16 protein-coding genes are annotated in these 20,288 nt (G+C 47.9%); 9 read left to right on the forward strand and 7 right to left on the reverse strand.

Annotated elements, in window-relative coordinates; translation table 11 throughout:
* Nucleotides 1-150: 150 nt before the first annotated feature.
* From GL2_RS15170 to GL2_RS15185, 4 genes are all read right to left on the reverse strand, one after another.
* Nucleotides 151-615: an N-acetyltransferase gene (locus GL2_RS15170; RefSeq protein WP_143731438.1), complete on the reverse strand. Its 465-nt coding sequence runs from the start codon at nucleotides 613-615 to the stop codon at nucleotides 151-153.
* A 115-nt stretch (nucleotides 616-730) separates the two neighbouring features.
* Nucleotides 731-1,423, reverse strand: coding sequence for an RraA family protein (locus GL2_RS15175; RefSeq protein WP_143731439.1), 693 nt, complete (start codon nucleotides 1,421-1,423; stop codon nucleotides 731-733).
* 624 nt (nucleotides 1,424-2,047) lie between these two features.
* Nucleotides 2,048-3,700 (reverse strand): amidohydrolase, encoded by a 1,653-nt coding sequence (locus GL2_RS15180; protein WP_143731440.1) that lies wholly within the window; start codon nucleotides 3,698-3,700, stop codon nucleotides 2,048-2,050.
* 114 nt (nucleotides 3,701-3,814) lie between these two features.
* A complete protein-coding gene (locus GL2_RS15185) occupies nucleotides 3,815-4,975 on the reverse strand; it encodes a PQQ-dependent sugar dehydrogenase (protein ID WP_172621168.1) in 1,161 nt (386 codons plus the stop codon).
* Nucleotides 4,976-5,162: 187 nt separating this feature from the next.
* Between GL2_RS15185 and GL2_RS15190 the strand changes: the two genes are divergently transcribed.
* Nucleotides 5,163-5,369, forward strand: coding sequence for a DUF2905 domain-containing protein (locus GL2_RS15190; protein WP_143731442.1), 207 nt, complete (start codon nucleotides 5,163-5,165; stop codon nucleotides 5,367-5,369).
* A gap of 116 nt (nucleotides 5,370-5,485) precedes the next feature.
* On the opposite strand, the gene GL2_RS15195 is transcribed toward GL2_RS15190, so the two are convergent.
* Nucleotides 5,486-6,592: an L-dopachrome tautomerase-related protein gene (locus GL2_RS15195; protein WP_143731443.1), complete on the reverse strand. Its 1,107-nt coding sequence runs from the start codon at nucleotides 6,590-6,592 to the stop codon at nucleotides 5,486-5,488.
* Nucleotides 6,593-6,627: 35 nt separating this feature from the next.
* The gene (locus tag GL2_RS15200) at nucleotides 6,628-7,365 is read right to left on the reverse strand and encodes a glycine betaine ABC transporter substrate-binding protein (RefSeq protein WP_143731444.1); all 738 of its coding nucleotides are present in this window, start codon (nucleotides 7,363-7,365) and stop codon (nucleotides 6,628-6,630) included.
* An 89-nt stretch (nucleotides 7,366-7,454) separates the two neighbouring features.
* On the opposite strand from GL2_RS15200, the gene GL2_RS15205 reads away from it, so the two are divergent.
* Complete coding sequence (locus GL2_RS15205) at nucleotides 7,455-8,411, forward strand: LysR family transcriptional regulator (protein ID WP_232053639.1); 957 nt, start codon at nucleotides 7,455-7,457, stop codon at nucleotides 8,409-8,411.
* Between the two features lie 317 nt (nucleotides 8,412-8,728).
* Here GL2_RS15205 and GL2_RS15210 read toward each other — a convergent pair whose 3' ends face one another.
* Nucleotides 8,729-10,900, reverse strand: a complete 2,172-nt coding sequence (locus GL2_RS15210) for a TonB-dependent hemoglobin/transferrin/lactoferrin family receptor (protein WP_143731445.1) — start codon at nucleotides 10,898-10,900, stop codon at nucleotides 8,729-8,731.
* Between the two features lie 235 nt (nucleotides 10,901-11,135).
* Here GL2_RS15210 and GL2_RS15215 point away from each other — a divergent pair, with 235 nt between their 5' ends.
* The 7 genes from GL2_RS15215 (at nucleotide 11,136) to GL2_RS15245 (ending at nucleotide 20,171) form a co-directional block, all read left to right on the forward strand.
* Nucleotides 11,136-11,666, forward strand: a complete 531-nt coding sequence (locus GL2_RS15215) for a MotA/TolQ/ExbB proton channel family protein (protein ID WP_143731446.1) — start codon at nucleotides 11,136-11,138, stop codon at nucleotides 11,664-11,666.
* On the forward strand, nucleotides 11,666-12,013 hold the full coding sequence (locus GL2_RS15220) for a DUF2149 domain-containing protein (RefSeq protein ID WP_143731447.1): 348 nt from the start codon (nucleotides 11,666-11,668) through the stop codon (nucleotides 12,011-12,013). Before GL2_RS15215 ends, GL2_RS15220 begins: the two co-directional genes overlap by 1 nt.
* A 2-nt stretch (nucleotides 12,014-12,015) precedes the next feature.
* Nucleotides 12,016-15,963: a cobaltochelatase subunit CobN gene (gene cobN, locus GL2_RS15225; protein WP_232053640.1), complete on the forward strand. Its 3,948-nt coding sequence runs from the start codon at nucleotides 12,016-12,018 to the stop codon at nucleotides 15,961-15,963.
* Nucleotides 15,964-16,352: 389 nt separating this feature from the next.
* Nucleotides 16,353-16,967: a hypothetical protein gene (locus tag GL2_RS15230; RefSeq protein ID WP_143731448.1), complete on the forward strand. Its 615-nt coding sequence runs from the start codon at nucleotides 16,353-16,355 to the stop codon at nucleotides 16,965-16,967.
* A 245-nt stretch (nucleotides 16,968-17,212) separates the two neighbouring features.
* Nucleotides 17,213-18,034 carry a reprolysin-like metallopeptidase gene (locus GL2_RS15235; protein WP_143731449.1) on the forward strand — a complete coding sequence of 274 codons (822 nt, stop codon included), beginning with the start codon at nucleotides 17,213-17,215 and terminating at the stop codon, nucleotides 18,032-18,034.
* 485 nt (nucleotides 18,035-18,519) lie between these two features.
* Nucleotides 18,520-19,197 (forward strand): hypothetical protein, encoded by a 678-nt coding sequence (locus GL2_RS15240; RefSeq protein ID WP_143731450.1) that lies wholly within the window; start codon nucleotides 18,520-18,522, stop codon nucleotides 19,195-19,197.
* A 224-nt stretch (nucleotides 19,198-19,421) separates the two neighbouring features.
* On the forward strand, nucleotides 19,422-20,171 hold the full coding sequence (locus tag GL2_RS15245; protein ID WP_143731451.1) for a reprolysin-like metallopeptidase: 750 nt from the start codon (nucleotides 19,422-19,424) through the stop codon (nucleotides 20,169-20,171).
* Nucleotides 20,172-20,288 lie beyond the last annotated feature (117 nt).

Consider the following 20,288-nt stretch of genomic DNA (forward strand, 5'->3'; position numbering starts at 1 on the left):
TTGATGCGGCTTTTTTTATTGTCCACACCCAGTGCGGTAGCTTTTAAGAGTTACTAGTTTGAGTAAAATCATTAAGCCCCACTCTTAATAAAGCTGAAGCGCTATAAAGCAGCATTTGTGTACAATTATAAGAGGTGTGGTTTGGGGGGACTATTTGTTAACAGTGTGATCAAGATTGATATAAAGTCTCAACATATCTTTATGTTGTATGCCATTTTCCATAATAGGTTTATCATAATTATCTAAAAAGTGATCCTTAACGATAGATTCGACCCTGAAACCCTGGCGTTGATAGAACTCTAATTGATAGCCAAAAGTCCCTGTGCCGAGTTCGACATGCTGAATGCCCTTGGAGGCGAGTTCTAATAGTGAAAATTTAAGAAGTTTGGAACCTATACCTTGTTTTTGTAGTTTGGGGGAAACAGAGATATTAAAAATTTCTGCTGTGGAAGTGTTGATTTCTTTGGCTACACAAATCCCTTTAATGTGGCCAAAATCAATTGCTGCAAAGCACCGAGATCCAGGCAAATACGAATTTATATGCTTTTCAGATGGGTCGGCTTCAAGAAGAAGGGAAAATGGAACATCAGTTTCTGGTATTTGAACATACATCATAAAATTTTAAACTGTATGCCACCGTGAGCTGGGTTGCGTAATATTGTGTCCAGTTTGATGGGCGATGGTCTCTATCTTGGTGGGCGGCATCTAAGCCTGAGTTTGTATAGTAGATTTATGGGGTAAGTTCGATGACTTTTCCAGTATCGACTATTTCTTTATAGAAGGGTGGGAGTATTAAGCCTGATTCGACAGCTTGCTGTAAAGTTGCTTCAGAACTTTTCACGCGATCAATTTTATTTTTTACAGTATTCAACTGCCCTAAGGGTACTACAACGACGCCAGTTTGATCTGCAACAATAATATCTCCAGAAGAGATATGCATTGAATCAAGGTTTACAGGGAGGCCAGCCGTTGCAGGGCCACTTCTGGCGGGAGAGTTTGGAGTTATTCCTTTGCAAAATACAGGTAATGAAAGGCGTTTGATCCCTTCTAAGTCTCGAACAAGCCCGTCGGTGACAAAGCCTGCTACACCTTTGTTCTTCATCATGCCCAACACCAGGTCACCAATCACTGCTGTGTGCATAAATGAATCTGTTGAGGCTACTACTATGTCACCTGGCTGAGCTATATCCAGCGCTCCGAGTACACCGAGGTTGTCTGCTGGGCCACATTCGCAGGTGACGGCTATCCCAACAATGGATGACTCCATCGGCAGTAGTGGTTTGATTGCATGATGCAGAGATCCGCGCCCATCCATGCAGTCGACAATAAATTCTGTCGGTGTATTATATAACGCGCTCATATCGACTTTATCTGGGCGGGCAAAGTTTCGTTGTAATGTTAGAGTCGGGCTATCTTCAATCATCAGCGAAACGGCTCTATTGATTGTGCAAAGCAAAATCTAAGTACATTGATCCAAATGTGTCAAGTTGCTCAGGTTGTAATGAACATAATCCATAAATATTCCATAATCTATGGTTTGAAAATAGCTTCTCTATATCATTTTGGGAGATGTCACTAAAACGATATCTTTCTCTGGAGAGGAGTTCAGAAAATTAGTTGATTTTTGATGCTTTGTAAAAAAGCTGGGTATAGTTTTCCCATTATATTCTGATTGTTTGTTTCTCTCAGCCATTCTTATAATCAGATTTGTAGCCTATGTCCCTGAAGTTTATCGAAACACCAAATTTATCTTTCGGGCTCCGAGTCCGAGCAAAGTCTGCCTCCGGAGTTTAAGATAGGAGGTGGTAGGCGTTAGTAAATCAGCAGTTTATTCATGCTGAACAAATTTGGACACTGAAGGCTGCTTGTGAATTGCAGCTCTAGCAAAAGCTAGGTTCATTTGCTAGAGCTGCTTCTTAATCTACTGCCTTCAAGTCTACGGTGGACATTACTTATTTGCTTCGATGCTTTCTGGAGCCTGCAGTTGACCGTTTTGTGTGTAGCGCTTTAAAAAAGCACCGCGACAAAAGGAAGATAGGCAAGTCTATCAAAAAGCATTTAGGTAAACTCTCTCTCCCTCTACCCAGGTTTCCAAAACCTGTACCTGCCACACCTCCTGGGGATCTATCTCAAAAATATCCCTATCCAGTAAAATAAAATCAGCGAACTTTCCGGGTTCCAGGTTTCCCATCACTTTCTCCTGATGGCTGGCATAAGCGGCATCCAGGGTGAATGCACGTAGTGCCTGTTCTGGAGTCATCACCTCTTCGATACGCCAGCCTTTTCTGGGGTTGCCCTGGCGATCGCGGCGGGTGACGGCGGCGTGGAGGCCAAACATGGGGTTGGCTGGCTCTACCGGGAAGTCGGAGCCTGCGGCAATAGGTGTGCCTTGGTCCAGCAGAGTTTGCCAGGCATAGGCACCAATCAGGCGTTTCTCTCCCAGGCGGTCACCGGCCATATTTTTGTCGCTGGTGGCATGGGTGGGTTGCATGGAGGCGATCAGGTTTAGTTGTGTAAAGCGTGGAATATCCTTTACTTCAATCACCTGCGCATGCTCTATACGGTGCCGATGTTGTTTCTGGCTTTTCTCTTTGTTCAAGATCTCCAGGTGATTGAGTACGGTATGGTTGGCTCTATCGCCAATCGCATGCACGTTCACCTGAAAATCATTGTCGGTGGCCAGTTTAAGCAGCGATAGCATTTTGTCTTCTGGGTAGAGCAGGAGTCCCTTTTCAGCGGGGCGGTCATGGTAGGGTTCAATTAACGCAGCACCACGACTGCCGAGGGCGCCATCGGCGGATAATTTAATGCTGCGCATGTATAGTCGCTCTTCGGGGCTGCCAATATGCCCGGATTTCAGTAACTTTGTGTAGTTGTGACTGTCCACTGAGAGCATTGGGTAAACCCGCAAGGGGATGGCCCCTTCTTTGGCCAGCTCCCGGTAGGCCTGCAAGGTTTTCTCGTTAATACCGGCATCATGCACACTGGTGAGTCCGAGCGAGAGCGCCTTGGCAAAGGCATTTTGCAGGGACTTTTTCTCCTGGGCGAGGGTGGGAGCTGGAATGGTCTTTTGTAACAGACCCATAGCATTGTCAATCAGAATACCAGTAGGTTTGCCCTTGGTATCTCGCAGAATTTCACCGCCTTCCGGGGATTGTGTGGTCTTATCTATACCGGCGAGCTGCAGCGCTTTGGAGTTGGCCCAGCCGGCATGGCCATCTACGCGCCGCAGCCAGATTGGATGATCAATCTCAAGGGCATCCAATTGGGCGCTGGTGGGGAATTGCTTGCCAGGCCAGGTCACCTGATTCCAGCCCCTGCCTAGCAACCATTCACCGGGCTCCAGGTTTTTGGCGTGGTGCTTGATGGATTTCAGGGCGTCTTCCAGGGGTTGGTCGCGCAGGTCCAGCATGGTGTTGAGTTGGCCCAAGCCCAGCATATGTCCGTGGGCATCAATCAAACCGGGCAGCAGTGTCTTGCCCCTGGCATCAATCATGTTTGCATCTGGATACTGCTTTTCCAGTTCGGAATTGCTGCCTGTTACCAGTACCTTTCCCTGGTCGAAGGCCATGGCGTTGAACTGAATCAGTGCTTTATCGGTGGTTTGATAACCTGAAAAATTATGGATCACCGTGACAGCTTGGGCACTGACAGAGGAGGCGGCGAGGAGCGTTGCAGCCAGGATGCGGGAAAGTCCCATGGTTGATAGCCTTTTTGTTTTAATTGTCAGCTATTCTATGGCGGCTTTACACCTGATGAAAAGAAGGTCTCGAGAGGCAATGGCTGCCTCCCATATTACGGATGCCAGCTGTGCTTACTGGTCAGGATCGATACGCAGCAGCTTACCCTGGGGTCCATCAGTGAGAACGTAGAGGGTGCCATCAGCGCCGATCTCGGAATCGCGGACTCTTTCACCTACGACGATGCGCTGTTCACCGGTTAGCGCGTCGCCTTCGGGATCAATTACCCGTAAGTCCTGGGTTACCAGCCCGGCTGAAAGCAGGCGCCCCCGCCATTGGGGAAAGGCCTTACCGGTGTATACGGTGAGGCCACCGGGGGCATGGGTATCTATCCAGGCGAGAATGGGAGAGATAAATTCGGGATCAGCAATTTTGAAGGAGATATTAGAACCATCGCGGTAATCCCTGCCAAAGGTAACCCTGGGCCAGCCAAAGTTGCCTCCCTTTTCCAATCGATTCAGCTCATCTCCTGCGGCCGGACCGTGTTCATTTGACCACACCACCTTACTCTCTGGGTCGATAGCAAGCCCCTGGGAGTTGCGGTGGCCAAAGCTCCAGATTTCCGGCTGGGCGCCTTCCATCTTATTAAAAGGATTGTCGTCGGGTACTGAGCCATCTGGCTTGATACGGATTATCGAGCCAAAGTGGGTATGCAGATTTTGTCCCTGTTCCCGCGCGAAAATATCCAGGTAGTCCTGCGGTGGATTTCCCCCATCGCCGATAGTCGCCAATAGAGTGCCATCGGGCAGGAAGGCAAACCGTGAACCAAAATGTCGATCATTTGTTTTACCCTGGGCGGCCTTGAATATCTGTTCAAAGCCTTGAAGGGTGCCGTTTTGCCACTTGCCCCGGCCGATGGCCAGCCGATTGTCTTGTGTGTTGCCAATGGAATAACTGAAAAAGAGTAGGTTGTCTTTTGCAAAATTGGGGCTGGCCGCAACATCCAGTAGGCCGCCCTGGCCCTCAAAGTAGACTTGGACAGGAAATTCCACAGGGTCGGAAAGGGTGCCATTTTTAACTGTGCGTATTTTTCCATTGCGCTGAGTAATTACTAAAGTGCTGTCCGGTAGCAGTGCTATACCCCAGGGGTATTCGATAGGGCCAGCTACCTGGCTCAGTTTTACGTTATCAATGACAGGAATTGCACCGCGGGATATACGTGTATCAGCGAAACTCTTTGTTGCGGTTATTACGCAAACGAACACAGCTACTGTCGCGATAGAGATCCTTCTCACTTTGCCTCCTAAGGAAATTCTGCTGCTGGTGGGGGACCTGCTCGTGGGGGTACTTGGAGTATATCAGTACTTAGACACGCGATAGTGAAGGCAGATCTATAGGTGTAAGATTCTCGGGCTATCTCTATGAAGGTCTATACATTGGTTTAGGCTTTCTTGTATGGAAAAATTTTAGGAGGCGGGAAATATGGCCCGCTGGATGATTGTCGCAGGGCTGATCTTGGTTGTTTGCGGAGTGTTACTGCATTTTGCGCCCTGGTTGTTTAACTGGTTTGGTCGGCTGCCAGGTGATATCCGTATGGAGTCAGGGCGTACCCGGTTTTACTTGCCTATCGTGTCCATGATTATTATCAGTTTGGTATTGAGTTTGCTGGTAAATTTCTTTCGACGTTAGCTTTCCAAATTAAGAGGTTTCCTAGTTTTATTATTGATAGAACTATAAACAGTCGGGTGGAGAACCAGTGGAGCGAAGCCCCCGCCAAACCAATAGTCTGGCGGAGGAGATAAACTTTATAGTTTATATTGGAATCGCATTAGCCTATAGGGAGGTTTGGCGTTTCCAAGCCCAGAGCTGAAGGCGGGATGCTGGTGAAGTTGATCCTGGGTGATGTAGACCCAGCCATTACTAACCGCCAGGCTATCGGGCCATGAGAGCTGTTTGTCCTGCACCAGAATTTGGTAATTGTTCTTTGTAGTCAAGCCGATTGCATTATTTTTCAGATCAGTAACGAGAACGCCGTTCCCTGGTGCCATCACTATGCCATCACTTGGATTCTTTGGCCCAAACGCCTCAATTCGCGAGGCGAGTTTTTCGCTGGATATCTTTTCGTCAGCCAGTAACGATGCTGGTAATCGGTATATCGTATTACCACTCAAGGTGCCAAAATATAGCCATTCCCCCTTTTCATCCAATGCAATGGGGTTCAAACCAAAATGCAGGCTTTTACTAGAGTTTTCCCCCGTTTTTGCCGACAGTAATACCCCTCCAATCACCAGGTCCTGATTCGGCGGCATAAAGGTATCGGTGCTTTCCAGTATGCGTCGGGAATATCCGGTTTTAAGATCGACTACAATAATGGCCGGTTTGGTTGCTCCGTTGAAGTTACCGAAAGACATATCAGCGATATAAATTTTCTGGCGCTTTTCATCCAGGGCGAAATCCTGAGGGAATGAGTTTTCGAGCAGTGCAGATTTGGAAATTTCGAGTTGTTTGTGCAATTTATTCTTTACAGTGTCCCAGGCTACTATTTGGGTTGGGGAGGTTTCACTGCCCATATCCAAAATCCAAACTATGCCTTTACTGTCAGAGTGAATGCCAATAACTGAAGCAAAGCCGGCCTTACCTTTTTCAGGGCCGTCGGCCCAATCGAGGGTGGGAAATGGCTGTTTGGTTCCGTTAGCCATTACTTCCATTACCTTCAGCTTTGGTGCATCCAGAGGGTGCATGCTTACCAGGATGCGACCATTCGGAGTGACTGTGACACCTGCTGCACGAGAGTCAGTAAATTCTGTTACGGTTTCTAGGGTCTCTGCTTCAGCTGCAAAGACTGTACTGGCTGTAAAGCTGACTGTGCCCATTAGGGCAAATGCAGCAATTAATGTATTTAGGGATTTCATATTACGTTTTCCTACATTGAAATTTGGGAATGGTTTTATGGGTTTTTTACTTGTTTGCGAAGGTCGTCTTCTAAAGCGCTTAATTTGTCATTGCCAATGTAGAGCTGTGATAGAGCTTTCATGGCTGCATCACCAATTTTTTGCTTAGCCTCTTTGCGCACGATAAGCGTTGCTTCATCTTGTGTGCCCAGCAGACCTTTGGGTTCTTTGAGAGCGCGGATGGTGTAGCGGTTATGTAGAAACTGTGGATGCCATAGGGGAATCACTACCCAGCGACCCTCTGATACGGCAGTCTCAAATCGATCAAAGCAGTCTTCTTCTGTTCCCGGGCGGAACTCGTAGCCCGCTTTGTCGAGTCCGTAGGCTTGAATCATCTGTGCGGAAAAGCGGCTGATGCCTGCTCCGGGGTTGATCCCCTGAACCAGGCGCTCCATACGGTCCAATGCCGGTTCGCGTAAAAGGTCTTCGATAGATGAGACCGATTCCTCAGGCACATAGTCAGGAACCCCCCAGATGCAGTAGGGCTCATAGAGCACAGATACCTTTTCTACTTGGTCAAGCAAAGGATTTAAATAGACCTCGTGGCTGGAAGGCAGCCAAGCTGAGACTAATAAGTCGATCTCGCCCTTTTTTAGCAAGCCAAAAGCTTCCTCATGAGGTGCTGACATGAAGCTCACCTTATGGCCGTACAGTTGAAGAATTTTGGTGACTTCCAGTGCGCTCGCTTCGTGAAAAGACAATGCGATGTGACCAATACGAATGCTGTTATCCATATCCGACCTCCCTGCTAATAAGTTGCTGACTGGGTAGTAATAGCTGTTGATACGGCTATTGTGGCCTTTTAGTTTTACCGGATAAACTAGTGTTAATAGAATTGAATGTCCGATTTAACCGTATAATGCTTTTAAATAACCTCATCATATTTCTGCAGATTGTTGAAAAAGGTAGCCTTGTTGCTGCTTCGCGTGACTGTGGCCTCTCTTCCAGTACAGTATCTGAGCGGCTTGCAGCTCTTGAAGCGCATTTTGGAGTGGTCCTTTTAAACCGAACCACAAGGGCGATCAGTCTTACCGACGAGGGGCGGGCACTGGTTGAGGGGGCCAAGTTGATTCTTGGCGAAGTCGAGGACCTCGAGTCCCGTATCCGTTTTGGGGCGCAGACCCTGTCGGGAACAATACGTATCAGTGCACCCTGTGATCTTGGGCGGGCGATTGTTGCGCCGGAGATTGACCGTTTCCTATTGGACCACCCAGCGATCTCGATAGAACTGCTATTGTCCGATGGTTTCGTAGATGTTGTTGGACAGGGTATCGATATCGCCTTGAGGTTTGGTGCCATCACCGACAGCTCTCTGCGGGTCAGAACCCTGAGTAAGAAGCAGCGTATTGTTTGCGCCTCGCCGTCCTACCTGGAAAAACATGGCACCCCGAATAAGCCAGAGGATTTGAAAACCCATAATTGCCTGGTAATGCGCTTTGGAGAAAACCTGGATAACAGTTGGCGCTTCCAAGGGGAAATAAACGGGCAAGAAAGGGCAGCTTCTAAAATGGTGACTGTGCGGGGAGACCGGGTTACCAATGATGGTGAGTTGGCACGGCAGTGGTGTCTGAAGGGGTTTGGTATCATTTTGAAATCTGAGCTGGATGTCGGCCCGGATATTCAAGCAGGGCGACTGGTTAGTTTATTAAGCGAGTACAGGCCCCCGGCAATACCGTTACAAATGCTCTTTCCGCCGAGCCGCGCCCAGCCTCGGCGTGTGCGTGAATTTGCAGACAAGCTGGCAACGCGCTTTCATTCTGTTGAAATAAATAATTCTTAGCTACTGAATAAAAATACTGGGAGTTTTCAAAGAGTATTTTTGTTAGGGAGATCTTTTTACTGGAGGGCTGAGTTTTTCAGGCGCGAATAAAAAAAGGCCGCATGGGGGTGCGGCCGCAAGGGATTTATAGGAGAGTAGGAGAAAGACTTCTCCAGTAATCAAAAAAAGGTCATCCGTGACCCAGTTGATTACAGCCCCCGAAATTGCGCAAAGCGCAGAGTGACTTGTATTTCAGGGGCTTGTGCTGGCCGTGACCAGCGGTGACGCTTCCCTGCGCCAGATCAACCCAGCGATCCACTAATTCGCCAGGTTAATAACTAGAATTCGTACTTAAGGGATGCAGAGAAACTGCGCCCTGGTGCGGAATTTACGCTGAGATCATTGCCTTCATCCCACCCAGCCACATTCAGGTAGGGCACATATTCCTTGTTGAGCAGGTTGTTTACAGCCAGGTTCAGAGACATCTGCTCCATAACTTGGTAGCCAAGGGTCCAGTCCACTGTGCCATAACCTGCAGTTTTGGTTTCTCCCTCATTAACACGATCCATACGGTCCGCCCAGCGCACCAGTACCTGGCTGGAAAGTTTGGCGCCTGTATAGCTGGCCCCCACCACGCCGGAAAGAGGGCTGATAGTGGTGAGGTATTTACCGGTGGTATCATTTTCACCGCGTTGATAACTGGCATTGGCAAACAGCTCGAATACTGGTGTCAGATACCAGTTAGCACTCAACTCAACTCCCTTGATCGTCACAGAGTCGATGTTTTGGTATTGGTATTGCTCGAATACATGGGAGAAGCTGCCGTCGTCATTGTTAATGATTTCGCTGTTTATTAGTGCGGTTTCCAGGAAATCATCGTACTCGGTGTAGAAGGCCGCGGTGCTGAAGGCAATAGGGCCCAGGTGTCCACGCAGGCCCAGCTCAAAGGTGTCGCTGGTTTCCGGGGATAGATCATCAGCTGGCAATACTTCATAGGCGTAAGTTGAAGTTGGTTGCAGGTAGTGCTCGATATAGGCCAGGTCGTAGGCCGGCACCTTGAAACCTTGGCCGTATTGGGCAAAGGCCGACAGTTGCGGGTTGATTCTATACAGGGCTCCCAAATTAAAGGAGAAATTACTCTCTTCAATAGTGGCAAAGGGGGTACCGTCAGATTTCTCTGCGCCATTGGGGTCCATTTCATACCAATCGTAGCGTACGCCGGGAGTGATGGTCAGTTGGCCATTAGCAAATACCATTTCGTCGTTCAGGAACAGGCCTGCACGGGAGACTTCATTTTCCGGGAACTTCTCTGTTGCCTCGTTCAAAGTGGAGCTGTCTTCCACTTCACGGTATTGATGTACAGTGCGGAGGCTTTCAGTTTTTTCCAGGTCCAGGCCATACCCCAGGGTGTGGGTCTCGTTCAGGGTTTTGCTGGCATTGGACAGCAGGCCAATGGTGTCCTGGCTGTACAGGCTGGTCTCCCACATATCCCGGATTTCAATAACCCCGAACATGGGGGCATTAATGTCCAGTTGTCCGTACTGTTCATCTTCCTGCTCAGATTCGTTTTTATACAGGCTGATATTCAACTGGTCATAGACTGCGTTAGGGGTTTCACTGTGGTAACGCAGTTGGTAAGCGCGGACCTCTTTATCGGAGACAGATTGTTCTTTAACGATGTTGTAGCCGAGATCGGCTAATCCGCGGAAGTAGTAGAGTAAGCCATCGGCACTGTCGCCGGTGCTTTCCTGGTTCCAGTGGTCGAGGCTGAAGCTGATAAAGTCTTCACCGCCAAGATTGTATTTGGCTTTGTACAGCAGGCTCTTAGATTCGATTTCGAAGGGATCCTGGCTCTCATCGAAATTTTGTTGCTCCTCGCCATCGCGGAAAGTTGTATGCAACAGCTGTTCAAAATTGCCAGTACGGAAGGCGAGGACAGGGGAGATGTGTGATTGGTTGGTAATGTCGGTATATCCGGTTTTGATAGCGCCACCGAATTGCTCCCCATCCTCCAGGTAGTCGCTTGCATCCTTAGTGGTAAAAACCACGATACCTGCGAGGGCATCGGAGCCATACAGGGAGGAGGCTGCACCCTTGGCAACTTCCACCTGCTTTAGGGTATCCACCTCGATAAAGCCTCGGCCCACGATGTCATTCTGTCCATTCGCCCCGTAGCCTTCGTTAACCCGCATACCATCTTTGATGATCAGTACACGGTCGCCACCCATGCCTCGCACCAGGATATTTTGCGCGCTACCTGTAGCACCAGTTACTTCTACTCCCGGCTCATATTGAAACAGCTGGTTCATATCGTTCAGCTGAAGTTGCTCAATCTCGTCATTGGTGACAACAGAAACGCTTCCTGCGACATCCTTCAACGGCTTTTCCGCGCGGCCAGTGACAACAATCAGTTCCAGATCACTGCTGGCTACAGAGTTTGTAGTCTCGGCGTGCAGGTTGGAGGCGGAGGCCAAGCCCAATAAGGCCGCTGCAAGGGGGCGAAGTTTCATGGTGTTGTCCTTGAGATGTTTTCAGTATTTCTGCTCTGTTCAATTGGCCAAGAGGGGAGGGGTGTGGGTACTCACCTCAGTAGCTGGCTGGGAGGGGATTATAGGGATGATTTTCCTAATGTAAAGGTAAATGCGAATCAATATCAATTAGATTAAATTTGACGTTATGTGAGAGTTCCGCTACTTTCCGCGGCCACTGATGTAGAGCGATAGAGCCGGGCTGAGGAGGCTTGCAATGAATATTTCGATAGTTGAAAACCTGATGGCGGATGTGGCCGATTTGTTTATGGTCCCGGTTTTACTGGCGATTCTGGTCCTGTTTATCTACTCGCTGTACGCGGTGGGGCGTTTTATCTCCCTATGGATGTTGCGTCGCCGCAATGGAGCTTCCTACCGCCTGGCTCTGAAGCAAGGTCGGATAGAGGGTTTACCGGGCTATCAGGTGCACAATTATTACGTGCAACATCCTTTGGCATGTGATGACGAGCTGGAAGTATTTGCCTTAAAAAAATTAGAGATGCTGCGCATGGTTACCCGTATCGCCCCCATGCTTGGCTTGATCGCCACCATGATTCCTATGGGTCCGGCACTGCGCGCACTGGCCGACGGTAACATCCAGGGTATCAGCGAAAATCTGATCATTGCCTTTGCAGCAGTGATCTGGGGCCTGGTGATTTCCACCCTGACTTTCTGGCCTGCCTCGGTGAAGAAGCGCTGGTTTGCAGCAGAGCTGATTAACATTCGTAAATTGAAGGAGGCTACCTGATGCGCTTCCTGGATGAAGATGAAGAACTCAATCCGATTTTAAGTGCGGTGAACCTGATCGACGTCTTCCTGGTGATTATCGCTGCACTCCTGATCGCTATCGCGCAAAACCCGCTAAATGTCTTTTCCAATGAAAAAGTTACGGTAATCAAGAATCCTGGCGAGCCCAATATGGAAGTGATCGTAAAAGACGGTGAGGAAATTAAGCAGTACAAGTCCAATGGAGAGATCGGCTCGGGCGAGGGCACTCGTGCAGGAGTGGCCTACCAAATGGCGGATGGCAGCCTGGTATATGTACCGGAAGGAAAAGAAGAGGACTCAAAAGATAAGGCCACAGGGGGTAAATAGCCATGTTGAAGAAATATTGCCTGCGTTTGGCAGGCGTTGTTCTGGTAGCCCTGACTACTATGGCAGTGCAGGCTAGCGACACGCCAAAAGTGTTGCTGATGATGTCCAGTCACACCGCTAAGGCAAAGGGGGAATTGCTATCTGATCTGGCTGCTGACCAGCCGTTTACTTTGGAAATTTTTAACAGCAATGGTAAGAGTGAAGAGCAAATAGCACAGGCCTGGTCTTCCTCAAGCTTGGTGATGCTGGATGGTATTAACCCGGCGCTGTCCCAGTTTATGTTTGGTAAATATCAGCCATTCCTGGCTCAGTATTCCAAAGTGCCGGTGATTTCCTTGGGGGATGTTGATAATGAATCCATGAATCAGGGATTGACCCCCAAGCAGCACAAAGCTATTGCCGAGTACTTCAATAATGCCGGCCGCAATAACTACCGGCACTTGATGCAGTTTCTCTCTGCCGAAGTTTTTGACCTCTCTGCACTTTCCGTCGCCGGCCCCATTATTGTGCCCAAGGTGGGTTTCTATCATCCAAGCCTGCCGCAACTGGTGACTGATGATGAAGAGAGCTTTTTTCAATGGCTGGGGATATCCGTCAAGCAGCCGGTAATTGCCTTGGCCATTCATCGTTCAGTAGTGGACTATGAGCAGCAGCAGGTAGTCGATGCTCTTTTGCGTGGGCTGGAAGGAAAAGGGGCGAAAGCCTTTGCGTTTTTCTTTGAGGGTGAAGATCTGCCGCTTTCCTATCCAGACTTGTTACAGGATGGGGAGGGGCAAACTCGTATCGACCTGATGATCAATTACCGTTCCCTGCATTATGTGAGTAAGCGCCGTGCTGAATTCGAGAAGCTGGGAGTTCCGGTTATTCATGCGCTGAACTACACAGAAGGTAGCGAGGCGGATTACTTTGCAGATAACAGTGGAGTCTCTCCGTCATTAACCCCTTTCTTCCTGGTGATGCCTGAAGATACCGGCAGTATTGACCCGGTCATTATCGCAGCCAGTGAAGGTGGCAACAAAGTGGTTATGCAAGATCAACTGGATGCTCTGGTAGAACGCGCCTGGAGTCATGCCACATTGGGCTATAAGCCTAATACCCAGAAAAAAGTAGCCACTTTTATTTGGAACTACCCCCCTGGGGAAAAGAATATTGGTGCAGCTTTCCTCGATGTACCTTCATCTATCGAATCTATTGCCGCAGCCATGGCTGAGCGTGGATATAAAATAGACCAGCAGGATTCCAAGACCCTGATTGATTGGGCCGGTCAATTATTACGCCCCTATTATCGCCGCGAAGATAGCGCCACATTGATTGACAAAGGGCTGGCAGACTGGATGCCACTTTCTACCTATGTTGATTGGTTTAATACCCTGCCTGCTTCAGTACGTGATCCCATTGTGGAGCGCTGGGGTAAGCCGGAAGATAACGCGATGCTTACAGACCACAATGGTGAGCGGGCATTTGTGATCCCGCGTATGAGCTTGGGTAACCTGATTGTACTGCCCCAGGGTGTACGTGCAGATAATGCCAAGGATCATTCGTCTCTCTATCACGATATGAAAACCCCAGTGAATCATGCTTACCTGGCGGTTTATCTCTACGCGCGTGAGACTTTTGGGGCTGATGCCTATATTCACTTGGGTACCCACGGTTCGCAGGAGTGGTTAACCGGCAAAGAGCGCGGACTAACTGTTTACGATGCGCCCAATCTGGCCTTGGGCAATATCCCGGTGTTCTACCCCTACATTATCGACAATGTAGGTGAGGCTATGCAGGCCAAGCGCCGTGGTCGTGCGACTATGATCAGCCACCTGACGCCGGGCTTCGCCAAGGCTGGCCTCTATGCAGAAGTGGCAGAGCTTTCCGAGTTGATTGGCAACTACCTGATTTTGGAAGAAGGGCAGACTCGTCTGAATACCCAGGAGCGTATCATCGCCCAGGCAGGCAAGCTGAATATGCTCAAAGATCTCGAAATCAGTGCTGAAACTTTGCAGACTGACTTCGACAGCCAGCTCAGCCGCCTGCAGGATCATCTCAGCCAGTTGGCAGAAATGAGCCAGCCACTAGGTATCCACCAGTTTGGTCAGCTGCCCAAGTCTGAACACCTTATCAGCACGATGTTGCAAATGCTCGGTGAAGGTTTCATGTCAGCTGCTGGACAGTATGAAGTGGAGCAAGGTTTGAGCCTGCCGCAGGAGCAGGTACTTGATGAGCGCAACGTAGCAGCTCTGGAAGCCCAGCCCGGTTACCAGTTACTGGATACCTTCCTGGCCGGCGGCAAGCTTCCCGAACTTTCCGATGAATTGCAAAATCATCTGCAACAAGGCCGGGAGTATGCGGATAACTTCGCCAGTATCGCTGAGTTGCAAAACCTGATGTCTGCGCTCGACGGCAATTATATTCCGGTGAGCTATGGGGGTGATCCCATTCGCAACCCCCAGGCTGTGCCTACAGGGCGAAACCTGATTGGATTCAACCCGGCCAAGGTTCCTTCCAAGGAAGCCTATGAGGCTGGTGTGCAGTTAATGGAACAAACCATCGCCGACTATCACAAAAAGCATGGCCGTTTCCCGGATAAACTGGCATTTTCACTTTGGTCCCTGGAGACCATGCGCCATCAGGGCGCATTGGAAGCCCAGATACTGCATGCACTGGGTCTTAAGCCAAAGTGGAATCAGCAGGGCAATGTTACCGGAACTGAGGTAATTCCCCACTCAGAGCTGAAGCGCCCCCGGATCGATGTGGTGATCTCCGCTACAGGCCTTTACCGTGACGCCTTCCCCAATGTTATGTTGTGGTTGGCTGAGGCAATCGACCAGGTGGCGCAGATGAAGGAAGAGAATAATTTTGTCTATCGTCACAGCCAGGCCCTGCAACAGCAGATGCTGGAGGAGGGTAGCTCCGAGGAGGATGCCCGCTATCTTTCCTCAGTGCGAATTTTCTCCAACGAGAGCGGTAATTATGGCACTGGCCTGAATGGTGCCAGCCTGGCTTCCGATAGTTGGGAAACCGACGATAAGCTGGCAGACCTGTATATGCGTCGTATGGGTTTTGCCTATGGCAAGGATGAATCCCGCTGGAGTGAGGACCAGCGTAATGTTGCATTGTATGGCAAGGTATTGTCTGGCACCGATGGGGTGATTTTCTCCCGCTCTACCAATCTTTACGCGATGATGACCAATGATGATCCCTTCCAGTATTTTGGTGGCATGGGGCTTGCCGTACGTAATCTGGATGGCAAAACCCCGGAGATGTATGTCTCCAACCTGCGTCGCAAGGACAATGTAAAAACCCAGACTCTGGGAGAATTTGTCAATCAGGAAATGCGCAGCCGTTACTTCCACCCGCGCTGGATTGAGGCAATGCAGGAGTCTGGCTATGCCGGCGCTACGGCGATCCTGGATCGTGTAAATAATATGTGGGGCTGGGAAGTGATGACCCCGGAAACCATCCGCGATGATCAGTGGCAGGAGATGTTTGAGGTCTATGTGGATGACAAATACCAGATGGATATGCGCGAGTTCTTCGAGGAGCACAATGCCGAGGCCCTGGCACAAATGCTGGAGCGTATGCTGGAGGCGGTACGTAAGGGCTACTGGCCTGCTGACGCGGAAACCTTGAAGAAGATGGTTGAGACTTATACTGAGCTCGCCAATCAATATGATGTAGCAACCGATAATGAGAAATTCACTGATTATGTAAGCGAGCAAGCGCTTGGTTTTGGTTTGGCACCATTAATGACCGCGCAGACTATAAATAATAACCCCATAGCCGCTGCGCCCCAGGAAGTCAGTGGACAGAAACTGGAGCAGGTAGAAAAGACGAGTGCCAAGGAAAAACCCCGGGAGTATCTGTGGTTATTATTATTGACAATTCTAATGATCGGATTTGTCAGTGTATTCTTTGAACGCTTTTTTGTCGCTGGACAACAGCGGGTCACCCATGCCTAGTGGAGCAGACAAAAAAACCTGGATACGATTTATGTAGCTTTTCAAAATTTTTTGCTTAATCGACAAAAGCCAGCAGCATATCTATGTGTTGCTGGCTTTTTCGTTGAAGGCTTCTAAAAACTGAAGTTGCATACATTTCCTTTAATCCTGCCGATATTTCCTGTGTGTGAGTTCACAAAATCAGTATCAGACTGTGTGCTACCAAAGGCATATGAAAATTTTGTGAAAAAAATCTGTAAATTTTATTGCGTGGAAATTAGCATTGAGCGTCTCAGTTAAGTAGCAGATGTTAAGAAGGGTTAAGCCTACCTAAAGATGCGGATTACTTAATGATCAGCACAAAGTGGTTTTTCCTGGATTCAACATAAAAGTTTTACAGTGAGATGCTAATGAGAAAAATAATTCCACTGATTGCTCTCCTTTGTGCGGGAGGGTATTTCTTCTGGGCTAAAAGCCAAACGGATAGCCCACAACCCATCGCTGAAAAATCAGATCCTCCCACCGCCAAGAAAATCGTTCCAACTGAAACTAAATTCTCAGAAGAAATCGTAAAAGTTTCCTCTGAGGTTGAAGGCGAGGGTGATCTCGAAGATAAGGTGATGTGGGCTGAGTCAGATACAGCCAGGCAGGTCTTGCATGAATCCGGGCGTTTGCCGCTGGATTTAAATGGAGAAACCTACCTTGAGATCGATGTGGAGTCTCTTAAGGATTTATCTATTGGGGATTATGTCGATATAGAAATGCCAGGAGTGAAGGGAAGCTATGATGCCCAGGTGGATAAAGTTCAGGAGCATGCCAGCGGTAATAAAAGTGTGCAAATGAATTTGCCTGGTTATGGCAGTGTGTATTTTGTGAACTTCACGATTGGTAAAAACTCAGTGTATGGAAATTTAACATTGCCTTCGGGGTCTTACTCCTTAGAGGCGCAGGGAAATTATGCCTGGGTAGCTTCCAAAAGAGACTTAACTAGGAGTCACTTGGAGGAAGAAGTAAAACTAAAGTAAGAATTTATCTAATGTTGGGGCAGGGCTTTCTGGCCTAACTAGCAGTAAAGGGAATGCTGCTTGAAGTACCTGTTCCTGCCAGAAGCGATTGCTTTTACAGGTGGAGAAGTGAGTAGGGATTAATCTATTTTCCAGTTAAGGCAAGTAAATTTTGTGATCTAATCAGTTTGGCTAGAGATGTAACCGGTTTCATTGATTGAATTGCAAAGATTGGGGTAAATAATTTAATAATAAAAGGAACTGCTATGAAGCTAAGAAATAGTTTGGCTGCCGCAATAACGGCTCTAACCATCTCTGGGGCGGTAAGTGCGGAGACGATAAAAATTGCGGTTTGGTATACCGATCCTGCGGCTCAGTATACTGGGGATATTTCCGTAATGGTCGATAATCTGATCAGTACCTCTAACCGTATCTACGAAAATAATGGCCTGGATATTCAGCTGGAATTGGTGGATTCTAGAGAGTATTCGAAGGAAGATCTCCTCATTAATGGAGACAACCTCAATGAATTTTCTGGCTTAGCTGATTACTTTGCCCAGGATAGTACGCCTACCTACGATGAAATTACGCAAGTTGCTCCCGGCCCAATTGGGGTGCAGCGTCAACTTTTTGAAGCCGATATGGTTGCTCTGCTAGGCAAAGGGGAGCCAGTTTGGGAAGATGGACGTTTTCTTGGTACTCGCTGTGGAGTAGCCTGGGGCGGAATAGGTAGTAGCGGTTTTATGGACCCCAGCGCCAAGCGCTTGGCCTATAGTCTGACCGCAGTTGATTGTGGGGGGACTGATCTTACATTTATTCATGAGCTGGGCCACAACATGGGGCTGACTCATTCTCGCCAACAAGGTGATACCAGTGGTTATGTTTACCGCTGGGGGCTTGGCTACGGTGTAAATAACAGCTTCTCCACTATTATGGCGTATCCATCGGCATTTGGGAGCGCTGAAAGACTGGATACATTTTCAGATCCAGACAAAATCTGCAACGGGTTACCGTGTGGCCAGAGAAATCGAGCTGATGCTCACAGAGCATTGGAGCCAATTATTGATGATGTAGCTGGCTATTATTAATCTACTTTTGCTCTCTTGTTCTATTGAATAGTTATTGATCGTTAACTCCATTGTTTTGGGAGGGCTTTGCCCTCCCTTTTTTTTGCCTTTTTACACATTCCCTTCTTTTTTATTTTTCAGATATTTTTTTATCTTTTGGTGAATGCCTTTATCTTATTTTTCTTTTGGTTATAACTTTATAACTATTTGTTGGTGTTGGGTGAATGAACTTCTCATTATTTCCACGGACGTATATTTGTTGGTTGCGGTGAGGTTTTTATTTTTTTACATTTGGTTTGGTTTTTATTTTTTTCATTTTTTCTTTATCTGTGCGTTGTGTTTCAAAAATATTTTGAGGGCTTGGTACTATTGTTCGTCTGAATCTGGTCGATGGTTTTATGTCGGGAGACGAGCTTTTCCAGGTCAAAGTCTTCTAAGAATAATTTGCCACTGGGGTAGTGGGTTTCTGGGGCATTGTTTTAATAAATAAGTTTTGGGGGTGGGCAGTGAAGAAGTTAGTGTTTCCTGTTTTGGTTGTCTTGCTGGGTGTCGGTTATTATTTTTGGGCTAAAGGGCAGTCTAAGTCCGAAAGTCAGGTCGCCAAAATTCCAGAGTCAAAAATAGTCGTCGACAGAGCTCCGGTTGAAATTACCCCGGACGAGGTAATGCAGGATGAGCCTTCTGTCGAGGATGAGATTATTGAAGAAGCCGAAAAAATTTTGTGGGAAGAGTCGGAATTGGCAAGGGAGGTCCTTCATGAAAATGGCCGCTTACCTAAAGATCTCAAGGGCGAAACCTACCTTGAACTGAATGTTGATATGTTGAGGAATTTGGAGATCGGAGAATATGTTGATCTGGCTCTTCCCGGTGTCGAAGGAGAGTACGATGCGCAAGTGGGCAATATTCAGCAGCATGCCAGTGGAAACAAAAGTCTGGAGCTGAATTTTCCGGGTCACGCTCGTTTATTCGGTGCAACAATCACGCTTGGAAATGATGTGGTTTATGCCCAGCTGAACTTACCATCGGGGTCTTACACCATGGAAGCACAAGGTGATTATGCTTGGATTGCCCCCAATGGTGCACTGATTCAGGGCCACGTGGAAAAAGGGGATCTGCGTAGAGATCCATCATCTCGGGGCAAAGTACTGGAGGGTGGAGACCTTCTGGTTGAAGATGATCTGTAAAGAATCTATTGATGAGAAACGCCTGGTTTCAAGTCTTTAGGTGGACAAAGGATGTGTCTGAATGTGGCCCGTATATACCAAGAGTCTATTTTCTCAAAGGGTAAGGAAAAAAGGATAATTTCTTTTCGGGTTAGGGTGAAAAGCATGCCTTATTGCCAGTTGATTACGTCTCTCAAGCTGTGGAATAAGTGTGTGCATTAATTATATAAAAAAGGAAGACCATAATGAGTCTCAAAAAAAGTTTGACTGCTGCCATTGCGGCTGCAACAATTTCTGGTTTTGTAAATGCTGAAACTGTTGACGTTGGCATTGTATATACAGATCAAGCGGCAGCTTATACTGGCGATATTTCTGCAAAAATTGATCAGTATATTGCTTATGCAAATAACTCCTTTAAAAATAACCTTGTTGATATCCAGTTAAACTTGGTTGGTACAGCAAGTACTTCTACAGATCGTCGTCCTACAAATAGTGATATCGATACTATCACTGCAAGCAGCAGCTATAAGAACTGGCGCGCTTCAAAAAATGCCGATATGGTAATTTTGCTGGGTATGGCTGAAACTAATGGTAATTATATAACTTGTGGTATCGCCTGGGTTGGTCAGGGTAGTAATGGCACTATGTATGCCTCTACCCGTGATGAAGCCTATAGCATTACAGCTGTTGACTGTGGCTACAATACCTTTGTCCATGAGCTTGGCCATAATATGGGCCTGAGCCACTCTACTAGCCAGCAAGGTAATCCGGGTGTGTATTCCTACGGTTATGGCCACGGTGTACAAAACAGGTTCACTACTATCATGGCTTACCCCCATGTCTTCGGTACTACAACCCAGTTTGATATTTTCTCAGACCCGGATTGGGTAGCGTGTGATGGCCTGCCTTGTGGTGAGAGACGAAATGGTGTTGATATCTCCAATGCATATCGTGCTATTGGCCCAATCGTAGATGATATTGCTGGTTACTACTAATTGGTTGATTTATCTTGCTTGACCCTTGTATGTAAGTGCTCGCTTGAAGCTGGCATTTTATATACGCCTAGTCTCACAGGCTAATAGGTGGCCAGGAGATATTCTCCTGGCTTTCCT

Source organism: Microbulbifer sp. GL-2 (assembly GCF_007183175.1).
In the GTDB taxonomy this organism is placed as follows: domain Bacteria; phylum Pseudomonadota; class Gammaproteobacteria; order Pseudomonadales; family Cellvibrionaceae; genus Microbulbifer.

Bases quoted from the DNA above. Each gene is read 5' to 3' on its own strand.
- GL2_RS15170 (WP_143731438.1), bottom strand. From the start codon at position 615: ATGATGTATGTTCAAATACCAGAAACTGATGTTCCATTTTCCCTTCTT.
- GL2_RS15175 (WP_143731439.1), bottom strand. From the start codon at position 1,423: ATGATTGAAGATAGCCCGACTCTAACATTACAACGAAACTTTGCCCGC.
- GL2_RS15180 (WP_143731440.1), bottom strand. From the start codon at position 3,700: ATGGGACTTTCCCGCATCCTGGCTGCAACGCTCCTCGCCGCCTCCTCT.
- GL2_RS15190 (WP_143731442.1), top strand. From the start codon at position 5,163: ATGGCCCGCTGGATGATTGTCGCAGGGCTGATCTTGGTTGTTTGCGGA.
- GL2_RS15195 (WP_143731443.1), bottom strand. From the start codon at position 6,592: ATGAAATCCCTAAATACATTAATTGCTGCATTTGCCCTAATGGGCACA.
- GL2_RS15200 (WP_143731444.1), bottom strand. From the start codon at position 7,365: ATGGATAACAGCATTCGTATTGGTCACATCGCATTGTCTTTTCACGAA.
- GL2_RS15210 (WP_143731445.1), bottom strand. From the start codon at position 10,900: ATGAAACTTCGCCCCCTTGCAGCGGCCTTATTGGGCTTGGCCTCCGCC.
- GL2_RS15215 (WP_143731446.1), top strand. From the start codon at position 11,136: ATGAATATTTCGATAGTTGAAAACCTGATGGCGGATGTGGCCGATTTG.
- GL2_RS15220 (WP_143731447.1), top strand. From the start codon at position 11,666: ATGCGCTTCCTGGATGAAGATGAAGAACTCAATCCGATTTTAAGTGCG.
- cobN (WP_232053640.1), top strand. From the start codon at position 12,016: ATGTTGAAGAAATATTGCCTGCGTTTGGCAGGCGTTGTTCTGGTAGCC.
- GL2_RS15230 (WP_143731448.1), top strand. From the start codon at position 16,353: ATGAGAAAAATAATTCCACTGATTGCTCTCCTTTGTGCGGGAGGGTAT.
- GL2_RS15235 (WP_143731449.1), top strand. From the start codon at position 17,213: ATGAAGCTAAGAAATAGTTTGGCTGCCGCAATAACGGCTCTAACCATC.
- GL2_RS15245 (WP_143731451.1), top strand. From the start codon at position 19,422: ATGAGTCTCAAAAAAAGTTTGACTGCTGCCATTGCGGCTGCAACAATT.